General features: G+C 42.6%; 21 protein-coding genes. 10 read left to right on the top strand and 11 right to left on the bottom strand.

From position 1 onward, the window contains the following. The first annotated feature begins 19 nt into the window (after positions 1 to 19). The 4 genes from PHN32_00730 to PHN32_00715 are packed head-to-tail and all read left to right on the top strand — an operon-like array spanning position 20 to position 3,013. Positions 20 to 862, top strand: a complete 843-nt coding sequence (locus tag PHN32_00730) for an AAA family ATPase (protein ID MDD3776119.1) — start codon at positions 20 to 22, stop codon at positions 860 to 862. Further along, the gene (locus tag PHN32_00725) at positions 840 to 1,712 is read left to right on the top strand and encodes a ParB/RepB/Spo0J family partition protein (protein ID MDD3776118.1); all 873 of its coding nucleotides are present in this window, start codon (positions 840 to 842) and stop codon (positions 1,710 to 1,712) included. Before PHN32_00730 ends, PHN32_00725 begins: the two co-directional genes overlap by 23 nt. Then, complete coding sequence (gene lipA, locus PHN32_00720; protein MDD3776117.1) at positions 1,684 to 2,577, top strand: lipoyl synthase; 894 nt, start codon at positions 1,684 to 1,686, stop codon at positions 2,575 to 2,577. The genes PHN32_00725 and lipA overlap by 29 nt, the downstream gene beginning before the upstream one ends. Beyond that, positions 2,564 to 3,013: a GIY-YIG nuclease family protein gene (locus PHN32_00715; protein ID MDD3776116.1), complete on the top strand. Its 450-nt coding sequence runs from the start codon at positions 2,564 to 2,566 to the stop codon at positions 3,011 to 3,013. Before lipA ends, PHN32_00715 begins: the two co-directional genes overlap by 14 nt. Here PHN32_00715 and metW read toward each other — a convergent pair. Both metW and PHN32_00705 read right to left on the bottom strand, forming a co-directional pair. Next, a complete protein-coding gene (gene metW, locus PHN32_00710) occupies positions 2,975 to 3,559 on the bottom strand; it encodes a methionine biosynthesis protein MetW (protein ID MDD3776115.1) in 585 nt (194 codons plus the stop codon). The two genes, PHN32_00715 and metW, sit on opposite strands and share 39 nt — an antisense overlap. After that, on the bottom strand, positions 3,552 to 4,694 hold the full coding sequence (locus tag PHN32_00705; protein ID MDD3776114.1) for a homoserine O-acetyltransferase: 1,143 nt from the start codon (positions 4,692 to 4,694) through the stop codon (positions 3,552 to 3,554). Before PHN32_00705 ends, metW begins: the two co-directional genes overlap by 8 nt. A gap of 124 nt (positions 4,695 to 4,818) precedes the next feature. Here PHN32_00705 and PHN32_00700 point away from each other — a divergent pair, with 124 nt between their 5' ends. Further along, the gene (locus PHN32_00700) at positions 4,819 to 5,238 is read left to right on the top strand and encodes an Rrf2 family transcriptional regulator (GenBank protein MDD3776113.1); all 420 of its coding nucleotides are present in this window, start codon (positions 4,819 to 4,821) and stop codon (positions 5,236 to 5,238) included. Here the strand turns inward: PHN32_00700 and PHN32_00695 are convergent. Further along, positions 5,235 to 6,518: an O-acetylhomoserine aminocarboxypropyltransferase/cysteine synthase gene (locus PHN32_00695; protein MDD3776112.1), complete on the bottom strand. Its 1,284-nt coding sequence runs from the start codon at positions 6,516 to 6,518 to the stop codon at positions 5,235 to 5,237. The two genes, PHN32_00700 and PHN32_00695, sit on opposite strands and share 4 nt — an antisense overlap. Before the next feature lie 109 nt (positions 6,519 to 6,627). Next, complete coding sequence (locus PHN32_00690) at positions 6,628 to 7,638, bottom strand: class II fructose-bisphosphate aldolase family protein (protein MDD3776111.1); 1,011 nt, start codon at positions 7,636 to 7,638, stop codon at positions 6,628 to 6,630. Positions 7,639 to 7,800: 162 nt separating this feature from the next. Between PHN32_00690 and PHN32_00685 the strand changes: the two genes are divergently transcribed. Genes PHN32_00685 through PHN32_00670 form a run of 4 tightly spaced genes read left to right on the top strand, consistent with a single transcriptional unit; the run spans position 7,801 to position 10,406 of the window. Continuing rightward, complete coding sequence (locus PHN32_00685; protein ID MDD3776110.1) at positions 7,801 to 8,037, top strand: Lrp/AsnC ligand binding domain-containing protein; 237 nt, start codon at positions 7,801 to 7,803, stop codon at positions 8,035 to 8,037. A gap of 32 nt (positions 8,038 to 8,069) precedes the next feature. After that, on the top strand, positions 8,070 to 9,005 hold the full coding sequence (locus PHN32_00680; GenBank protein MDD3776109.1) for a prohibitin family protein: 936 nt from the start codon (positions 8,070 to 8,072) through the stop codon (positions 9,003 to 9,005). 26 nt (positions 9,006 to 9,031) lie between these two features. Further along, a complete protein-coding gene (locus PHN32_00675) occupies positions 9,032 to 9,829 on the top strand; it encodes an HAD family hydrolase (GenBank protein MDD3776108.1) in 798 nt (265 codons plus the stop codon). Beyond that, positions 9,816 to 10,406, top strand: a complete 591-nt coding sequence (locus tag PHN32_00670) for a VIT1/CCC1 transporter family protein (GenBank protein ID MDD3776107.1) — start codon at positions 9,816 to 9,818, stop codon at positions 10,404 to 10,406. The genes PHN32_00675 and PHN32_00670 overlap by 14 nt, the downstream gene beginning before the upstream one ends. A 42-nt stretch (positions 10,407 to 10,448) precedes the next feature. On the opposite strand, the gene PHN32_00665 is transcribed toward PHN32_00670, so the two are convergent. From PHN32_00665 to PHN32_00640, 6 genes are all read right to left on the bottom strand, one after another. Then, positions 10,449 to 11,768, bottom strand: a complete 1,320-nt coding sequence (locus PHN32_00665; protein ID MDD3776106.1) for a glutamine synthetase family protein — start codon at positions 11,766 to 11,768, stop codon at positions 10,449 to 10,451. Positions 11,769 to 11,863: 95 nt separating this feature from the next. Beyond that, entirely contained in the window at positions 11,864 to 12,205 is a 342-nt protein-coding gene (locus PHN32_00660; GenBank protein ID MDD3776105.1) for a P-II family nitrogen regulator, read from the bottom strand. 16 nt (positions 12,206 to 12,221) lie between these two features. Then, complete coding sequence (locus tag PHN32_00655) at positions 12,222 to 13,463, bottom strand: ammonium transporter (protein ID MDD3776104.1); 1,242 nt, start codon at positions 13,461 to 13,463, stop codon at positions 12,222 to 12,224. 71 nt (positions 13,464 to 13,534) lie between these two features. Further along, positions 13,535 to 14,209 (bottom strand): winged helix-turn-helix domain-containing protein, encoded by a 675-nt coding sequence (locus tag PHN32_00650; GenBank protein ID MDD3776103.1) that lies wholly within the window; start codon positions 14,207 to 14,209, stop codon positions 13,535 to 13,537. A 16-nt stretch (positions 14,210 to 14,225) separates the two neighbouring features. Continuing rightward, positions 14,226 to 15,962, bottom strand: a complete 1,737-nt coding sequence (locus tag PHN32_00645) for an NAD+ synthase (protein ID MDD3776102.1) — start codon at positions 15,960 to 15,962, stop codon at positions 14,226 to 14,228. A 210-nt stretch (positions 15,963 to 16,172) separates the two neighbouring features. Beyond that, positions 16,173 to 17,336 (bottom strand): cysteine desulfurase family protein, encoded by a 1,164-nt coding sequence (locus tag PHN32_00640; protein MDD3776101.1) that lies wholly within the window; start codon positions 17,334 to 17,336, stop codon positions 16,173 to 16,175. A 128-nt stretch (positions 17,337 to 17,464) separates the two neighbouring features. On the opposite strand from PHN32_00640, the gene PHN32_00635 reads away from it, so the two are divergent. Beyond that, positions 17,465 to 18,061: a hypothetical protein gene (locus PHN32_00635; GenBank protein MDD3776100.1), complete on the top strand. Its 597-nt coding sequence runs from the start codon at positions 17,465 to 17,467 to the stop codon at positions 18,059 to 18,061. Here PHN32_00635 and PHN32_00630 read toward each other — a convergent pair. After that, the gene (locus tag PHN32_00630) at positions 18,050 to 18,742 is read right to left on the bottom strand and encodes a DUF2085 domain-containing protein (protein MDD3776099.1); all 693 of its coding nucleotides are present in this window, start codon (positions 18,740 to 18,742) and stop codon (positions 18,050 to 18,052) included. The two genes, PHN32_00635 and PHN32_00630, sit on opposite strands and share 12 nt — an antisense overlap.

The following is an 18,742-nucleotide window of genomic DNA, read 5'->3' as shown; positions in this document are numbered from 1 at the left end:
TTTACATATTTGTGTAATTATGCAATTTTTAAGAAAAGTATTCAGTAAAAACCAGGCAGAGGAGCAGGAAAACTTTTTTACCCAGGAATGCAGAATTATAGCTATTGCCAACCAGAAGGGGGGAGTGGGTAAAAGTACCACTGCTGTAAACCTTTCTGCCTACTTGGGCATGGAAGGCTATAAAACTTTGTTGGTAGATATGGACCCTCAAAATAATTCTACCAGCGGCATAGGACTCAGCTCCCAAAATATCAACAGTTCCATCTATGATATTTTAATAAACGATCAGGATCCCCATCAGGTAATTATGGGTACAGATTATGAAAATCTAAAGGTTATCCCTTCCTCCATTGAACTTGCCGGGGCAGAAGTGGAAATGGTTTCCAGCATGAAGAGGGAATACCGCCTGCAGAAAGCTATGGATAAGGTAAAGGGACAGTTTGATTATATAATTATTGACTGCCCTCCTGCTTTGGGGCTGCTAACTATAAATGCCCTTACTGCAGCTAGAGAGGTACTAATTCCCATACAATGCGAATATTACGCCCTGGAGGGTTTAGGCCAATTAATAAATACCATTAATTTGGTTAAAAATAACCTCAATGAAGACTTAAAAATTACCGGGGCAGTAATGACCATGTACGACCCCCGCATAAAACTGGCGGAAGAAGTCATAAAAGAAGTTAGGAATTATTTTGAGCATAAATTATTTACTACCATAATTCCCCGAAACGTGAGACTGAGTGAAGCGCCCAGCTATGGTCAGCCTATAATGATATATGATGCTGGATGTAAAGGGGCAATTGCTTATAAAAACTTAATGAAGGAAGTGATTGAAAATGGCAAGAAGAGGATTGGGTAGGGGGTTAAGCGCTCTTATACCCAGCACCAAAGAAACCAATAAAGATGAAAAATTCAAGGTACAAGAAATACCTTTAGATAAAATAACCCCCAATAAGAACCAGCCCAGACAGAATTTTAAAGACCAATCCTTGTTGGAATTAGCCGAATCCATTAAACAATTTGGGGTCATACAGCCCATATTGATAAGAACATCCAATAAACTGGATGATAGCTTTGAAATAGTGGCGGGAGAGAGGCGGTACAGAGCTTCCAAGCTGGCTGACCAGGAAACCATACCCTGTATTGTAGCTTCAGGGCTGGATGATATTTCTTCCCTGGAGATGGCATTAATAGAAAATATACACAGGGATAACCTTAGCCCCATGGAGCTGGCCTTAACCTATAAACAACTGATTGAAGAATTTAAAATAACCCATGATAAGCTGTCAGAGCGGGTGGGAAAAAGCAGGGCAGCCATCACCAATAGCCTGAGATTGTTGTCTCTACCCCTGGAAGTACAGAAGATGGTAGATAAAGAGGAAATTAGTGCCGGGCATGCCCGGGCATTGCTGGCATTGGATTCCAGTCAGAAACAAATAGATTTGGCCCACTTGATAATCAAAAGAAGCTTAACGGTAAGAGATATCGAAAATCTGGCAAGCAAGGAAAACCAGAAAGCCAAAACCGCCACTAATGAAAATAAAGTACAATTCAAAAAATTACCTGAACTATCAGAAAAAATAGCTGAATATTTACAGGCTCCGGTCCATATTAAAGTGGGTAAGAAACAGGGCAAAGTCGAGATAGCCTTCAAATCAGTAAAAGACTTGGAAAGGATATTTGGCAAGATTGTCGGTCATAAAACCTGAATGGTTAAAAAAAAGATTTAAAGCAGATAATGCCAACATTTCCGAAATTAAAGGTTTAATTGATAGTTCCGGCCTGCATACAGTGTGCCAAAGCGCACAATGCCCCAATATTTTTGAATGTTTCAGCCATAAAACAGCCACCTTTCTGTTAATGGGGGACCGCTGTACCAGAAACTGTACTTTCTGTTCTATAAGGCCTGGCTCACCCTTGCCCTTGGACTCTGACGAACCCCGGAATATAGCTAGGGCCGTATGTAAGTTAAAGTTGGATTATGTGGTACTCACCTCTGTAACCAGAGATGACTTGCCTCATGGAGGGGCTGACCATATAGCAGCAGTGATAAGAGAAATTAAAAAGGAGAACAGGGAAGCATATATTGAGTGCCTGGTACCTGACTTTAATGCAGACCAAGAAGCATTAACCTTAATACTGGAACAAGACATAGCGGTGTTTAACCATAATATTGAAACTGTTTGCAGAAACTATGATGCTGTTAGGCCGCAAGCAGATTACCACCAGTCCCTATCTGTGTTAGCTATGGCCAAAGAACTAAAGAAAGGCATATATACCAAAACCGGATTTATGTTAGGGTTGGGAGAAACCATTGCCGAGATTAAAGAGCTGTTAGGCGACATAAAAAATGCCGGCTGCGACATGGTTACTATAGGTCAATACCTACAGCCTGGTCCCTTACAGGCAGAAGTAAGCAGATACTATACTGCAGAAGAATTCAAGCTGATAGGAAAAATGGCAAAAAAAACAGGCATAAAAGCTGTGGTGAGCGGAATTTTTGTCCGTTCCTCTTATAAAGCTGCCCAGTTACTGGAAACAGCCAGAAAAACAAACCATAATGGCCAGCAATAACCAGGGGGTAATAAAGATCGCAGGCGGAAACTACAGCTTGATAATTGCCTGCAGCAGGCAGCTTGATTTAATAATAGGAAAACTGGGCCCAAAGAGCTTCTATCCCGGTTATTATATTTATATTGGTTCGGCAAAAACCAATATAAACTTTAGGATATCCAGGCATTTAAGCCGGACAAAAAAACTATACTGGCATATAGATTATCTGCTGGATAGCCCCTATACTGCTGTAAAGAATATTTTCTATGCCCCCTGGCGCCCTGACCTGGAATGCAGCACAGCTAAAGCCATGAGTCTAAAATTAGATTCAGTATCCGGATTCGGCTCCTCTGATTGCAGCTGCCCCAGCCATCTTTATCATTTTAAAAGTAAAATAAAACCGGAAGTATGCAAACAATTAATCCAGGCAGGATATAAGGAAATAAGCAAATTCTGAAGTCAGGTTGGGGGCGCAATTAACCGATCTTTTCCCCTGGAATATAGTGTAATCCTGTGCCAATACCTGTATGCCCTCTTCTTTGCAAAATTCTTTAAAATCTTTTACCGTAAACAAATGGATGTTGGGGGTTTCATACCATTTATAGGGAAGTATCTGGGTCTTGGGCATTTTCCCTGTTAACAGAATAGAAAGCCTTATTTTCAGGTAGGCAAAATTAGGGAAGCTAACTATGGCCTTATGACCTATCTTTAGAATATCCTTTATAATTTTTTTAGGATTATCGGTTAACTGCAAAATATCATGGGCTAATACCAAATCAAAAGACTTAGGGGGATAATCTGCCAAATCATGATTTATATCGCCCTGTATGACTGAAAGGCCCTTGGATATGGCAGCAATTACCTTTTGCTCAGATATGTCCAGGCCAAAACAATCTGCTTTTTTTTCAAGCATAAGTTGTTTTAATATTTCACCAGAACCACATCCCAGTACTAGGATTTTAGAATGGTCTTCTATCCATTTCAAATAATTTGGCTCAGTCATTTTGACCTCCCAGGGAATGGATAAAACCGGTTATTGTATCCTTAAACTTGGGCAAGTCCAGCAAAAAAGAATCATGGCCATAGGGTGATTCGATATTACAATAGGTGGTATCTATACCATTAATTTTTAAGGCTTTTACAATTTTGGCCGATTCGGCCTGGGGATAAAGCCAGTCCGATGAAAAGGAAATCACCAATGACTTGGCCTTAACCGGCTTTAGGGCTTCAGCCAGGCTACCATAGTTTCCGTAAAGGTTAAAAGCATCAATAGCCTTGGTAATATACAAATAGGAATTGGGATCAAACCTCCTAACAAAGGATTCCCCTTTATATTGCAGATAGCTTTCTACCTCAAATTCCTTAAAGAAATCAATATTGGCTTCCCGGACAGGATAAGATTTCCTCCCGAATTTTTGATGCATGGACTGTTGGCTGATATATGTAATGTGGCCAATCATCCTGGCAATTTTCAAGCCTACCAGAGGCTGCTGCTCCTGCCCGTAATAATCTCCATTATTCCAATTAGGGTCAGATATAATGGCATATCTTCCCACACTGTTAAAAGCAATAGCCTGGGCGGTATGGGTGGGGGCAGTAGCAATAAAAATTGCCCCCCGGGCCATTTGAGGATAATTTAGGGCCCATTGCAGGGAAAGCATGCCTCCCATGGAGCCCCCGGCAACCGCCATCAGCTTTTTTATACCTAAATGTTGTACCAGTCTTTGCTGGGGTTTAAGCATATCAGTTATGGTTATGGGAGGAAAAGATATTCCATAAGGCTTACCGGTCCCAGGGTTTAGGGAACTCGGTCCGGTAGAACCCTTGCATCCTCCCAGTACATTAGCACAGATTATGAAAAATTTCCCAGTATCAAAAGGTTTGCCTGGCCCAATCATAAAATCCCACCAACCGGGTTTTTTGTCCTGGGATGAGTGATAAAAGGCGGCATGGGAGTCTCCGGAAAGGGCATGAAAGATAAGGATAGCATTGGTTCTATCCTGGTTTAGCTGTCCATAAGTTTCATAAGCAACATTAACTGGAGCTAATTCCTTTCCGCACTCCAGCACAAGAGGATCGTCCTGGCCGTAAGCTGAAAAAACTTCAGTTTTTGTAATTTGTTTTTTATCTTCTACCATTATATACTATTAATACTATAGAAATTATAGGGAATAATATTATATCTAACAGTAATTGTCAATTTTACTATTATATTATACAATACTTTTCCTATAAGAATACTAATATTATGGTGAGCAGAAAATGAAAATATCTACCAGGGGAAGATACAGCACCCGGCTGATGCTGGAGCTGGCTTCCAAATACAGTCAAGGCCCCATATTTTTAAAGGATGTAAGCCAGGCTCAGGATATATCCCTAAAATACTTGTCTCAGCTCATCATACCCCTAAAAATAGCGGGACTGGTAAAATCCACCAGGGGAGCCCATGGCGGGTATACCCTTTCCAGAAGCCCGGAGAAAATAACTTTGAGGGAAATTGTGGAAGCGGTGGAAGGCCCGATTGCCATGGTAGAATGTATAAATGATCCCCATATTTGCTCCCGGTACCGGCATTGTGTAAGCAAGGATATCTGGGCAGAGATAACCCAGGATATTTATCAAAAACTGGATGCAGTAACCCTGCAAGATTGTTTAGAAAGGCAAGACAATCTTACCCCTTAGCTTTTTGCATGGTCCAGGGCCTGATTGAGGTCACCAATTATATCTTCCAAAGTTTCCAAGCCTATGGATAACCGTATAAAATCATCTGTAATACCGCTGGCTATCCTTTGCTCCCGGCTTAACTGCTGATGGGTAGTGGTAGCTGGGTGAATGGCTAAAGACTTGGCATCACCAATGTTGGCCAGGTGTGAGAAAAGTTGAAGCGACTCTATAAATTTTTGCCCTGCAGGCAACCCGCCTTTTATGCCAAAACTAACCATAGCCCCATAGCCTTTATTTAAATATTTCCGGGCCAGATGGTAAGTGGGGTGGCTATCCAGGCCTGGATATCTTACCCAGTTTACCTGTGGATGCTGGTCAAGGTGTTCGGCCACTGCCATGGCATTTTTGCTGTGCCTCTCCATTCTAACCGCCAGGGTTTCCAATCCCAGCAGCAGCAGGAAAGCATTAAAAGGAGACAGGCAAGCACCTAAATCCCTCAGCAATTGCACCCGGGCCTTGTTTATATAGGCAGCCTTTCCAAATTTCTTAGTATAAACCAGGCCATGGTAGCTGGGATCTGGTTGATTTAGTCCCTTGAATTTTTCTGATTCATTCCAATCAAATCTTCCGGAATCAATAATTACCCCGGCAATGGTAGTCCCCTGGCCGCATATAAATTTAGTAGCCGAATGTATTACTATATCCGCCCCCCAATCTAGGGGTCGGAGTAAATAAGGCGAAGCCAGGGTGTTATCAATTATGAGAGGTATTCCATTACTGTGGGCAACAGCTGACAATGCTTCCAAGTCTAATACATCTAAACTGGGGTTTCCAATAGATTCAGCATATAGAGCCTTGGTATGGGGGGTTATTGCCTTTTGGAAACCGTCCATATCCGAAGGCTCCACAAACCTTACCTCGATTCCTAATTTGGACAGGGTATTCTCAAAAAGATTGATGGTTCCTCCGTATAGGGAAGAAGAAGAGACAATCTGATCACCTGATCCTGCAATATTTAAAATGGATAAAGTTTCTGCAGCCTGTCCTGAAGAAGTGGCCAAAGCCCCCACGCCATTTTCAAGCGCTGCCATCCTTTCTTCAAAAACTTCTACCGTAGGGTTCATAATCCTGGAATAGATGAATCCCTTTTGGTCCAATGCAAACAGGTCAGCAGCATGTTTGGTATCTTCAAAAAGATAGGATGAAGTCTGGTAAATAGGTACAGCCCGGGCACCGGTATGATCTTTTTTAAATCCCTGATGAATGGCTTTGGTTTCAAAACCGTATTCTTTATTCATATTCCCACCTATAAACTATAAATTCTATTGAATTAATAGTATATATGTTAAACCATAAATCCATTATGTCAATGCTGGATACAAACCAGGTATTAAAGCACAGGAACCATTATTTATTTAATTGTGAAATAACTTCCTTGGATATCCTATCTACCAGGTCTGAATACAAGACTGCCTTGCTATCTGGCTGGAACCTGGGATCAACTATTTCACAGCTTTCCTCATCACATGAAATGCAGAATGACTTATCCGCTGCACACTGTTTGGCACTTCCAAACACCCTCAGCCTGTCCTTTACTGTTTCTTTTGCAGCCAGCATGGCTTTTTTCACCAGGTCAGGATAGCTGATGGCTCCCGGGTTCTGCTGCAGGTAGGTTCTAGCGGCATCAACCGCATTATTGGACATCTCGGTGTAGAAATTAATCTTGCATATACCCAGGCTTACAGCTTTCCTGAAATCATCATCAGAAATACCTGAGCCTCCATGCAGTACCAGGGGTACATCAACTGAATTCCTAATCTTGGTTAAACGGTCAAAGTCAAGCTCGGGTTCACCTTTATAAAGGCCATGAACATTGCCTATGGCTATAGCCATAGCATCAAGATTGGTCTCTTCCCTGAACCTTATGGCCTCTTCTACCTTGGTAAAAAGCTCCCTCTGGGCAGCATGGGCGGTGGCTGCTTGCTCTCCTACCGCTTCGCCTCCTATTGCACCTATTTCGCCTTCCACGCTTACTCCAACACTATGGGCGATATTTACCACTTCTTTGGTCCTGGCAATGTTTTCATCCAGGGGGTACTTGCTGCCGTCAAACATTACCGAAGTAAACCCTGCCCTGATAGCCCTTACTACTGTCTGCAGGCTTTGCCCGTGATCCAGGTGTACACAAATAGGTATTCTTACCTTATTGGCCGCATTAATTATGGCAGGACCTATTTCCTCAAAATTTAAATACTTGAAATGAACTTCTGCTATCTGCATAATGATAGGGGAATTTTCCTCTACTGCAGAATCTATTAGAGTATCAATAAGATCCAAATTAGTTACATTGAAAGCCCCAACTGCATACTTGTTTTGTTGGGCATGGGTTAATAAATCCTTTAGGTTAATAAGAGCCATAAATAATCCTTTAACTAAAAATTGTTATAATGTGCCCTAAATTATAAAGGGTGTAATTTCTAAAATCAACACCATGTAGAATCAAATGTTGGACTGAGTAGAAAAATGCCGGGATAAATGTTATATTCCTACCTGTATTTAAATTTTAACAGGGAGCAATAGATGACTTATGCATATGTCCTGATTAAATCAGACCAGGGCAAACAAAATGATGCTTTGACCAAGATAAGCAAAATGAAGGGGGTACAATCTGCCCATACGGTTACCGGGCCTTATGATATTATTGCCTATGTAGGGGCAGAGGACCTGGCTTCCCTGGGAAGAACGGTTATATCTAAAATCCAGAACCTCAATATGATAAAAGATACCATGACTTGTGTGGTACTGGATTTATTGTAAATATCAATCTTGCTGCAAAGAAGGGAGCAAATATGAAAGTGAAATTGATTCCCAAAATTATAATAGGAATAGTTATCTTTATAGTAGCACTGGTCCTTATACTAAACAGTTTTGTAATAGTGCAAGCGGGTAATGTTCAGGTATTGACCCAGTTTGGAAAAACCACAGGAGTAACTTTTTATCCGGGGCTTCATGTGAAAGTGCCCTTTATCCAGAACACGGTTAATTATTCCACCAGGCAGGTTACCTATGAAACCAGTGATACCCCCGAACCCAGCGCTGCTACTTATACCGATTTTGCCGTAGATACCACCTCTTCAGACGGACAGCAAATAAAACTTAAATATACCATCAGGTTTTCCATTGATGCCAAACAGGCCGAATGGGTATTAAACAATATTGGCACCATGGATGAGTTGGTAGAGAAGGTAGTAAAGGCAGAGGCCAGGTCCCTGGCCAGGAACATCCCCAAGAAATATACAGCCCTACAGCTTTATTCTGAACAGGTATTTGATGTACAGGCAGAACTTTCAGAAACACTTAGGCCAATTTTTGCTGAAAACGGCATTATTTTAGACGAGTTCCTGCTAAGAAAGATAGATTTTACAGAAGAATACTTTACCGTATTGGAAGAAAAACAAATTGCAGAAGAAAGAATAGAAGTAGAGCGCAATATCCTGGAGCAGGAAAGAATAAAAAAAGAGCAGACTATTATAAGGGCAGAAGCAGAAGCCCAACAAATCACCATCAGGGGCGAATCTCTGAGAGAATACCCGGAAATTATACAGCTGGAGTTTATCCAGAAACTCTCACCCAATATAAGTTGGGGGATTTTACCGGAAGGAATAGTGCCCCTAATAGACCTGGGTGACCTGCAGCAGAAGATGGAAGAGTCTACCCCGCAACCAGAGGTCCCTTTAATACCGGAAGCGGAAGAAACCGAACCAGAAGAGACTACTGATAATTAGGCACCATATTATAGGGAGGAAATAAATTGATTAAGTTAGTGGCCATAGACCTAGATGGAACCCTGTATAATTCTGACTCCAAAGTCAGTCCGGAAAACAGGGAGGCTATAACCGAATGCCTAAAAAAAGGTATAAAAGTTATAATCACCACCGGTAAAACCATATACTCTGTATCCAACATAATTGACCAGTTAAATTTAGTAGATCCCCAGATTGTATCCGGGGGAGCAGCTATTATAGACAGCAATAAGAATATACTGTTTAAGTTAAACATACCTTTAGATTTAGGTAATGAGGTAGTATTATTATGCCGGAAGTATAAACAAGGGTTGGCCCTTAGTGCAGAAGATGGACTGCTTTATTATGAAAAAGATCATCCAGGAATAGATTTCATAGCTGAGACAGGAGACAAAACCGTAAAAGTAGATGACCTTATTAAAGATAATATCACCTCCAAAGCTTTAGTATTTACTGTTCCCATAGAAGCAAAGGATGAATTTAACCAGGTAATGGAAAAAGAGTTTGGCCACAAGCTAAAATTAAGAAGGGGAGGTCCTGTATTTTTAAATGTAGTCAATAAAAATGCAGGCAAGGCATTTGCCTTAAACAAAATATTGGAACAGTTTGGCCTAAAATCCAGCCAGATTGCAGCTATAGGGGATAGCGAAAATGATTTGGGGATGTTGAACCTGGCTGGTTTGGCCATAGCTATGGGCAACGCTCCGGAAGCGGTTAAAGTGGCAGCTGATACTGTGGTAAGCAATAATGACCAAAACGGAGTAGCGGAAGCCCTGTATAAATATGTATTAGATGGATCAAGATAATTTTATAAAAAGAATTAAGACCTATAACCGTATCACCAATATCTCCAAGCTGGTTAGGAGGTATTTTGCCGTAAATGGTTTTGATGGCGTGATTACCATTATCGGGCTGCTGATAGGTAATTTCATAATTAGGACTGTCAGTTATTCCCATGTACTTATAACCGGCCTGGCAGTTTGTATTTCTTTGGGGGTCTCGGGGGTGTGGAGTGCTTATAATAGTGAAACTGCAGAAAGAAAAAAAGAAATTGATGATCTGGAAAAATATACTCTTCACAACCTGGACCGCACCGTAATCTATTATGCCCAGAGCTATGCGGCTAAAGTGCTGGCAGCGGTTAACGGGTTATCTCCGGTTATTACTGCCCTGATCCCCCTGCTTCCCTTTTTTTTCGGAAGCCTGATACCCATTAAAATCAGTTTCTATATAGCCTTTGGCTTAGCTTTTTTGGTGCTGTTGGGCATAGGTTTGTTCTTAGGCAGGATATCCAAGACTAATTTGATTATAAGCGGCATAAAGATGGTAATTGCAGGGGTCTTTACGGCAGGCCTGAGTTATCTCTTGTCCTTTTTACAATAAGGGCAAGCAGGCGCCCAGCCACTGCTTGCCCTTTTGCTTAAACTAGAGTATGGGCAGGTAGGTATCCAGTTCATAGTTGGATACATGGGTTCTATAACGGTCCCACTCAATCTTTTTGTTTTCAATAAACTTCTGAAAGATATGTTCTCCCAAAGTTTCTTTTACCAGTTCACTCTCTTCCATAAATTTTACTGCCTCAAATAGATTATTGGGCAGGGTATCAATGCCGGCCGCATCTCTAGCCGCTTCATCCATCTCAAATATATTTTCTTCTATTGGATCGGGCAGAGGATAGTTATTAGCTATGCCATCCAGGCCTGCTGCCAGCATAACTGAAAAAGCCAAGTACGGATTGCAGGCAGGATCGGGGCACCTGAACTCTACCCTGGTGGATTCCTCCTTGCCCGGCTTGTACATGGGAACCCTTACCAAAGTGGACCTGTTTCTTCTGGCCCAGGATATGTACACGGGAGCTTCATAGCCCGGTACCAGCCTTTTATATGAATTTACCCATTGGTTGGTTATGGCTACTATGGCTTTGGAATGTTTTAGGATACCAGCAATATAAGCCCTGGCTTCCCGGGATAAGTGATACTTATCATCAGGGTCATGGAACACATTGCTGTTTCCTTTAAACAGAGACTGATGGGTATGCATTCCGCTTCCATTTATCCCAAATATGGGTTTAGGCATAAAAGTAGCATATACTCCATGCTTGGTAGCTACTTCCTTTACCAGCAGCCGGTAGGTCATGGCATTGTCGGCCATGGTCAAGGCATCAGTATATCTGAGGTCAATTTCATGCTGGGAGGGGGCTACCTCATGATGGGAATATTCTACCCCTATACCCATGGATTCCAGGTATAATACCGTATCTCTTCTAAGCCCGCTGGCTACGTCCAGGGTGGTTAAGTCAAAATAGCCCCCCTTATCCAGAACCTCTGGCTGTCCTGTATCAGACCTAAAATAGAAGAATTCCAGCTCTGGTCCCACATAGAAGGTGTAACCCATATCCTTGGCTTTTTGCAGAATTCTTTTTAGCACCCACCTGGGATCGCCCTTAAAGTGGCCCCCCTGGGGCTCCATAATGTCGCAAAACATCCTGGCCACCCCGTGTTCGGCAGGACTCCAGGGTAGTATCTGGAAGGTGCTTGGGTCGGGCAGGGCTATCACATCACTTTCTTCAATCCTGGAGAAACCTTCAATGGAAGACCCGTCAAATCCCATTCCTTCCTCCAAGGCTTTTTCCAGCTCTTCTACGGTTATGGCGAAGCTTTTTAAAAATCCCTGAACATCAGTAAACCATAACCTTATAAACTTAATATCATTGTCCCTTGCCTTTTTTAAAACATACTCTTTCATTTGTTCTGTATTTTCCACTAGTTCCTCCTGTCAAATAATTTTAAAAATATTATACCTTAAAAATACCCTCAGCAATGTTAAATCTGTGTAAACTTTTATCCAATGGCTTGGCTGCCTTCTTCTCCGGTCCTAATCCGGATACACTGGGCCAAATCTACAATGAATATCTTTCCGTCACCAATATGGCCGGTCCTGGCCCCATCAATAATAGCTTTTATGGTGGGTTCTACAAATTCATCATTAACTGCTATTTCCAGCCTTATTTTTTTAAGTAAATTTACCTCATGTATAACTCCACGGTAAGTCTCAGTGTAACCCTTTTGCTGCCCGCAGCCTAATACATTGGTAATAGTCATCTTGTAAATCTGGTTATCAAACAAGGCTTTTTTAACATCAGGCAGCCGATGGGGCTGTATCATGGCAATTATTAATTTCATTTTCTCTCCTTCCTGGTCAATCATTATTAAAAATCTGGAAACCAGCATAAGCTTCCATGGCATGCTCTTCTATATCCAGCCCCTTTATTTCGGTCTCCCTGGATACCCTCAAACCCATGGTTTTACTGATGATAAAAAAGGCAGCCAGCATGATGGTAAAGGTCCAGGCAAACACACTTGCCATACCTGCTGCCTGTACCAGCAGGAGCCTGAAGCCTCCCCCGAAAAACAGCCCTGCCGCCTGGCCCAAGCCAGCCAGGGAACTAAATTCCGGCTGGGCAAACAAGCCTACGGCCAAGGTACCAAAAGCACCGCTTACCCCGTGGACTGAAATAGCTCCTACTGGGTCATCTATCCTTAATTTCTTATCTATAAAATCAACGGACACACAGCATAGTACTCCTGCTATAAGTCCAATAATGATTGCGCTTAAAGGGGAAACCACGGCACAACCGGCAGTTATGGCTACCAGGCCGGCCAGGGCACCATTTAAAGTCATGGAGGCATCAGGTTTTTTATACCTTAGCCAGACCCAGAACATAGCGCTGGCTGATCCGGCAGAGGCGGCCAGGGTAGTGGTAACTGCTATGGTAGAAATTGCCTGGCTCGAACCGGAAAGGGTACTGCCGGCATTAAACCCAAACCAGCCAAACCATAGAATGAATACTCCCAGTGCGGCCAATGAAAGATTATGCCCCGGAATAGCGTTGGAAGATCCGTCCGGATTGTATTTGCCCCAACGCGGGCCTACAATCAAGGCGCCGGCCAGTGCTGCCCATCCTCCTACCGAATGGACCACGGTAGATCCGGCAAAATCTATCATTCCCAGTTCAGACAGCCAGCCTCCTCCCCAAATCCAGTGACCGGTTATGGGATATATTAAGGCAGTAATTAGTACCGTATACACCAGGTAGCTCTTAAATCTGGTTCTTTCTGCCATAGCCCCTGATACTATAGTAGCAGCAGTAGCGGCAAATACTGCCTGGAAAAGCCAAAAAGCAAAATTGGATGTATCCTGGGGACTGATAATTTTCACCCAAAAGCTGTCAGAACCTACAAACCCTCCTATATCGGCGCCAAACATAAGTCCGTATCCCACCAGGAAAAAAACCAAACTGCCCAGGCTAAAGTCCATAAGATTCTTCATTAATATGTTCACCGTATTCTTGGCCCTGGTAAAACCAGTTTCAACCATGGCAAAGCCGGCCTGCATAAAAAATACTAAAAATGCAGCCAGCAAGATCCAGATCGTATCCATACAACCTCCTCTAAATAATTAACATGGAGGCTATTGTAGCTGACAATTATTTCAGGCAAGTTAAGGGAAGGTTAAATTTGTGTTAAATCAGGAGAAAACATATAACCGACATTCCTCACTGTTTTCAGCATAAGATTATAGGGGGGAGGAAGCTTGGACCGGAGCCTACGGATGTGCACATCTACTGTCCGGCTGCCCCCGTAAAAATCATAATCCCATATAATGGATAACAGCTGATCACGCGAAAAAGCATGGTTTTGGTTTTCAAGCAGCAGTTTTAGCAGTTCATATTCCTTATAGGTAAGCTCAACAGCCATATTTTTTACAGTAAGTTCATATTTATCCATATTGAGCACCAGCTCACCCACAGAAAGGCTGTTTCCTAAAATTTTCTTAATGCCGGCTACCATCATCCGGTCCAATCTTAGCATCAGTTCATCTGCCAGGGAGGATATAAATACCACGTCTTCAAATTTAAATTCCGGTTTTAGCAGCAATTCAGACTGGCAGGTCTCTGCTATTACCAGCAAAGGCAGGCCGCCCTGGCAAAGATGCTGGTAAAAACTTAAGGGGAAGTCGGTTTCCTTATTACAGCCGGTTATGTCTATAACCGCCAGGCTGTATCTGTCCAGGTCCAGCCGGGGAGGAAGCCTGTCCAGGCTTTCCACGGCATAAGGCCTGCTTGACAGCAGTTCCTTGAGGGCTTCCATATGTTTGTTCTGGCTTAAAAGAAGTAATATCTCCATTTTCCTTTCCTATAGCCTAGCTAAGTTTAAAACCATTAGTAATAGGGTACCGCCGGTCCTTGCCAAAGGCCCTGGGGGTTATCTTAATACCAGGAGCCCCTTGTCTTCTCTTGTATTCACTAAAATCTACCATATTTATTATCTTTTTTACCAGCTGGGGCTCAAAACCCATATTAACAATGGAATGGTAATCTTTCTCTTGTTCAATATAGGCTTTTAGCACTGCATCCAAAACTGAATACTCAGGCAGGCTGTCCCGGTCTTTCTGATGGGGCTTTAACTCAGCAGACGGGGCCTTGTCTATAATATTTTGGGGGATAAGGTTATCATATTTTTGGTTAATAAAACGGCAAATATCATATACGGCAGTCTTATAGACATCCTTTATAGGGGAAAAACCTCCCACCATATCCCCGTACAGGGTACTGTAACCAACACTGGCTTCGCTTTTATTGCTGGCGGCCAGCACCAGCCACCCATATTCATTGGACATGGCCATCAGCAAATTACCCCTTATCCTGGCCTGCAGGTTCTCTTTGGTAATATTGATGTCCCTGGTTTTAAGCAGGGGCTCCAGCTGCTTTAAATAGGTATCATAAATACTGGAAATAGGCACTATGTGGTAATCAATACCAAGGTTTTTAGATAAGGCTTCTGCATCTTTCACACTGCTTTCAGAAGAAAACATGGAAGGCATTAGCAGTACTTTTACATTATCCGGGCCCAGTGCCCGCCAGGCAATAAAGGTAGCAAAGGCGGAATCGATACCTCCGCTTAAGCCCAGTACCACAGTTTTGAATCCATTCTTTAGTACGTAATCCCGGGTTCCTAAAACCAAGGCCTCCAGTATTTCTTCCTGGGGACAGCTAATGTATTCCATATAATTATCCCTGCCAGGCTCCAAGCCAATATACTTGTCCTTTATCTGATAACCGGTTTCTACTACCTGCAGTGAACCTGATTGGGCAGTCAAGCTTTTCCTCTGGTTTTTAAACTTGGGGTCTTTAAGCCTGGCAAACTCCACTGCCTTGGTATCAATATCCAGCAGCAGGGTATCTGGACTGAAAGGCCTGGCCCTGCCCAGTATCTCTCCATCCGGGCCCAAAGCCATGCTGCTTCCGTCAAATACCAGCTCATCCTGGCCCCCTACCTGGTTTAAGTACAGAAGATTAACCCTGTTTTCAACTGCCCTGGCATATAGAAGCTTCTCTCTTTCCCCTATCTTGCCGCAGTAATAAGGGGAAGCGGAGATATTTATTATCAGGGCTGCAGAACCCAGTACGGCTTGTATGCTGGCTGGTCCCTGGGAATAATAAATATCTTCACAGATATTTATGCCTACCGGGATGCTGCCCACCATAAACACTGTACTGCGTGAGCCTTTTTGAAAATATCTTTCTTCATCAAACACAGAGTAATTAGGCAGAAGCTGTTTATGGTAAATATGAACCAGCCTGCGGTTGCAAAGTATTGCCGCCGAGTTATAAAGATCATCACTTTTGCAGGCAAACCCCACCACTGCTATTATACCTGAAGTAAGTTCTGCCAGTTTTTCCACCAGGGCTTGGCTTTCTTGGATAAAAGCAGGTTTTAGCAACAAGTCTTCCGGAGGATAGCCGGTAAGGCTGAGCTCGGGGAAAACTACCAGGTCGGCCTGTTTCTGCCGGGCTTTTTCTATATGCCGGGCAATTAACCTATAATTGTAGTTTATATCACCTACTATGGGATTAATCTGTGCCGCATAAACTCTTATATTGGTAATGGCATTGCTCCTTGTTAATTTTTAGTATAGATAAGGACCAAGTCAAAAATACTGACCGCTATCCCAGGATCATAAATTTCAGGGAGAGCTTCTTTTAGCCTTGCTTCAGATATATTAGAGGCTCCCACCGCAACCTGCCTGTTTTTAGTTTATATTAATGATTATTCTAATAGAATATTAAATTAAATTAAAATAAAACTATTAAATAGAAGGGGAAGCCCTTAATTTTTGGATTATGGGAGGCAGCACTTTCAGAAAATAATCTATTTCTTCCAAGGTGTTTTCAAAGCCTAAAGTTACCCGTACCGAACCCACTGCTTCCTCGCAGGTCAAGCCCAGAGACATCAAAGTGGCCGAGGGCGTTAGGGAGGAAGAGGCACAGGCAGAACTTCCGGATACAGCAATTCCTGCCTGGTCCAGCTGTTGAACCAGGGCCTGGCCGCTAATATTTCTTAAGGTAAAATTACAGTTGCCGGGCAGCCTTTTAGTAGGGTGGCCGCAAATCTTTATGTTTTGCACTGAATCCAGCAAACCGCTGATTAAATATTCCCGCATAACTGTTAACCTTATTAACTTATCCACCAGGTTCCTTTGTCCTATCCTGGCCGCTTCAGCCAGGCCTGCCATTGCCGGCACATTTTCTGTACCTGAACGAACCCCACGCTGTTGGCCTCCCCCGAAGATCTGGGGCATTATTTTGGTACCTTTCCTAATGTATAGGGCCCCTATTCCCTTAGGTCCATATATTTTGTGTCCGGATAGAGACAGCAGGTCAACTTTAAGCTGGGACACATCGGTATTTATATTGCAGAAGCTCTGAACCGCATCGGTATGGAATATAATTCCCTGCTGCCTTAGCAGCTCCCCTATTTGGCTGATAGGCTGAATGGTGCCAAAGACATTATTAGCATGCATGATGGTCACCAGTATAGTGTCCTTGGTAAGGGCATCTTTCACCTGTTCGGGATCCACCATCCCGTATTGGTCCACCGGAAGAAAGGTTATACGGTAACCCTTTCTTTCCAGCCTCTTTAAGGGCATGGTCACTGCTGGATGCTCTATGCTGCTGGCAATGATATGGTTACCCTGCTGGCGGTAAGCTTCGGCCACTCCAAAAATAGCTAAATTATTGCTCTCGGTACCGCCACTGGTAAATATTATCTCTGAAGGATTTGCACCCAGGGAAGAGGCTATCTGCTGCTGGGCCCGTTCTACCAGCTGGCGAGCTTCCTTTCCCAGCCGATGGCCTTCAGAAGGATTGCCGTAGCTGGCCAGCAGGCATTGATTAATCTTTTCAACTACTTCCGGCAATACTGGTGTAGTAGCACTATGGTCAAAATATATATATTTAGAAGAACTGCTCATAAACAATCCAAATTATGGTTTAAATCGAATTAAAAACTATCATCCTTTTGTATTAGTGTCAATAAACAATTGCCATTTGGCCAGCATACAGGTTAAAATGATTTATCTTAGAAATTAGTATGGGCTGGATGATGAAAAAATTTGCCACTGTTGTATCTTATATATTTGACGGGTCCTATATTTCTGTACCAGTTTATATAATAATTTGCCTTACTGTAGTAGATAGCTTGGGAGCGGCTTTGGGCTGGGCAGCCCTGTGTATTTTTTTTGCCACTATTATCCCCTTTTTATATGTTTTGGTTTTATACCGGAAAAAGAAGATATTTGATTTGCACCTTCCCAACCGGGAAAACAGGATAAAGCCCCTCATAGTAGCCTTAATAAGCTATATCATGGGCTTTTTTATCCTTTATGTCCTAAACGCGCCCCTGTTTTTAAAAGCCATATTTGCAGTAACCATAATTAATGGATTGCTGCTGGCTACTATTACCTATTTCTGGAAAATAAGCTTCCATACCAGCTGGATTACAGTAGTAGCCATAACCTTCTATATCATATACGGTCCATGGATGCTTCTGCTTTTGCTGCTGATACCTTTTGTGGGATGGGCCAGGGTACAAATAAAGAGGCATACCATAATGCAGGTAATACTGGGGTCAATCATATCTGCTACTGGGGCCCTTTTTATATTTTCCCTTTACGGGTTTCTAAATTTAAAACTTTAAGGTTAACTGCTCTGTTACCTTATGCAGTAAAAAAAATACATATAGCTCCAGGCCCGAAAGGACTAAAGCTGCCAGGGAAGGAATAATTAAATACCTGGAAAACAGCTTCCCTGCTTTCTGGGATAGACGGGGAACCAGCAGTGCTACCACCAGGTTAACCATATAGAAGGTGAACAATACAGAAAATGCAGTTAAATAATAAAAGAAGGCAGCCATAAACTCAAACCTGGCCATAGTAATAACTACAGCTGCCGCCAGGCCGCCTAAGTAGATCAACCAGTGCCTGGGGGTATCCAGGATTTTATCCGGTATGGTATTTTCATAATACTGGAATACAAATACAGGGTAAATTACAGCCATTATCGAAGATCCGCATAGGAACCCGGTGATAAACCTGATTACATTATTAGTGGGGGTAATAGACAGGTAAGACAGAAACCCGTCTATAAAGGTGGATGCAACAAATATCGCTAAAATGATAAAAGCCCAGACCGGGGGCAGACCACTTTGCCGTTTCCGGTATAAGGCAAACATTATTACGGCTGAGATTAAAAAACCAAGGTATATTCCCTGACAGCGGGCACAGATTATCATTACAGTTGAACCAAAATTCAAACAGCGTTCTGTAAGCTGGTGACAGACAGAAAAACCTATACTGCCCATAAGTGCTTCCATAATCAT

This window comes from Actinomycetota bacterium (assembly GCA_028698215.1).
In the GTDB taxonomy this organism is placed as follows: Bacteria; Actinomycetota; Humimicrobiia; order Humimicrobiales; family Humimicrobiaceae; genus Halolacustris.
This window is presented reverse-complemented; position numbering and strand designations above follow the sequence as displayed.

Excerpts from the sequence above, each read along its gene's own strand:
- PHN32_00640 (MDD3776101.1), bottom strand. The coding sequence starts at position 17,336 with ATGAGCAGTTCTTCTAAATATATATATTTTGACCATAGTGCTACTACA.
- PHN32_00635 (MDD3776100.1), top strand. The coding sequence starts at position 17,465 with ATGATGAAAAAATTTGCCACTGTTGTATCTTATATATTTGACGGGTCC.
- PHN32_00705 (MDD3776114.1), bottom strand. The coding sequence starts at position 4,694 with ATGGTAGAAGATAAAAAACAAATTACAAAAACTGAAGTTTTTTCAGCT.
- PHN32_00630 (MDD3776099.1), bottom strand. The coding sequence starts at position 18,742 with ATGATTATGGAAGCACTTATGGGCAGTATAGGTTTTTCTGTCTGTCAC.
- PHN32_00700 (MDD3776113.1), top strand. The coding sequence starts at position 4,819 with ATGAAAATATCTACCAGGGGAAGATACAGCACCCGGCTGATGCTGGAG.
- PHN32_00730 (MDD3776119.1), top strand. The coding sequence starts at position 20 with ATGCAATTTTTAAGAAAAGTATTCAGTAAAAACCAGGCAGAGGAGCAG.
- PHN32_00685 (MDD3776110.1), top strand. The coding sequence starts at position 7,801 with ATGACTTATGCATATGTCCTGATTAAATCAGACCAGGGCAAACAAAAT.
- PHN32_00725 (MDD3776118.1), top strand. The coding sequence starts at position 840 with ATGGCAAGAAGAGGATTGGGTAGGGGGTTAAGCGCTCTTATACCCAGC.
- PHN32_00665 (MDD3776106.1), bottom strand. The coding sequence starts at position 11,768 with ATGAAAGAGTATGTTTTAAAAAAGGCAAGGGACAATGATATTAAGTTT.
- PHN32_00670 (MDD3776107.1), top strand. The coding sequence starts at position 9,816 with ATGGATCAAGATAATTTTATAAAAAGAATTAAGACCTATAACCGTATC.
- PHN32_00680 (MDD3776109.1), top strand. The coding sequence starts at position 8,070 with ATGAAAGTGAAATTGATTCCCAAAATTATAATAGGAATAGTTATCTTT.
- PHN32_00655 (MDD3776104.1), bottom strand. The coding sequence starts at position 13,463 with ATGGATACGATCTGGATCTTGCTGGCTGCATTTTTAGTATTTTTTATG.
- PHN32_00695 (MDD3776112.1), bottom strand. The coding sequence starts at position 6,518 with ATGAATAAAGAATACGGTTTTGAAACCAAAGCCATTCATCAGGGATTT.
- PHN32_00715 (MDD3776116.1), top strand. The coding sequence starts at position 2,564 with ATGGCCAGCAATAACCAGGGGGTAATAAAGATCGCAGGCGGAAACTAC.
- PHN32_00690 (MDD3776111.1), bottom strand. The coding sequence starts at position 7,638 with ATGGCTCTTATTAACCTAAAGGATTTATTAACCCATGCCCAACAAAAC.
- PHN32_00660 (MDD3776105.1), bottom strand. The coding sequence starts at position 12,205 with ATGAAATTAATAATTGCCATGATACAGCCCCATCGGCTGCCTGATGTT.
- PHN32_00650 (MDD3776103.1), bottom strand. The coding sequence starts at position 14,209 with ATGGAGATATTACTTCTTTTAAGCCAGAACAAACATATGGAAGCCCTC.
- metW (MDD3776115.1), bottom strand. The coding sequence starts at position 3,559 with ATGACTGAGCCAAATTATTTGAAATGGATAGAAGACCATTCTAAAATC.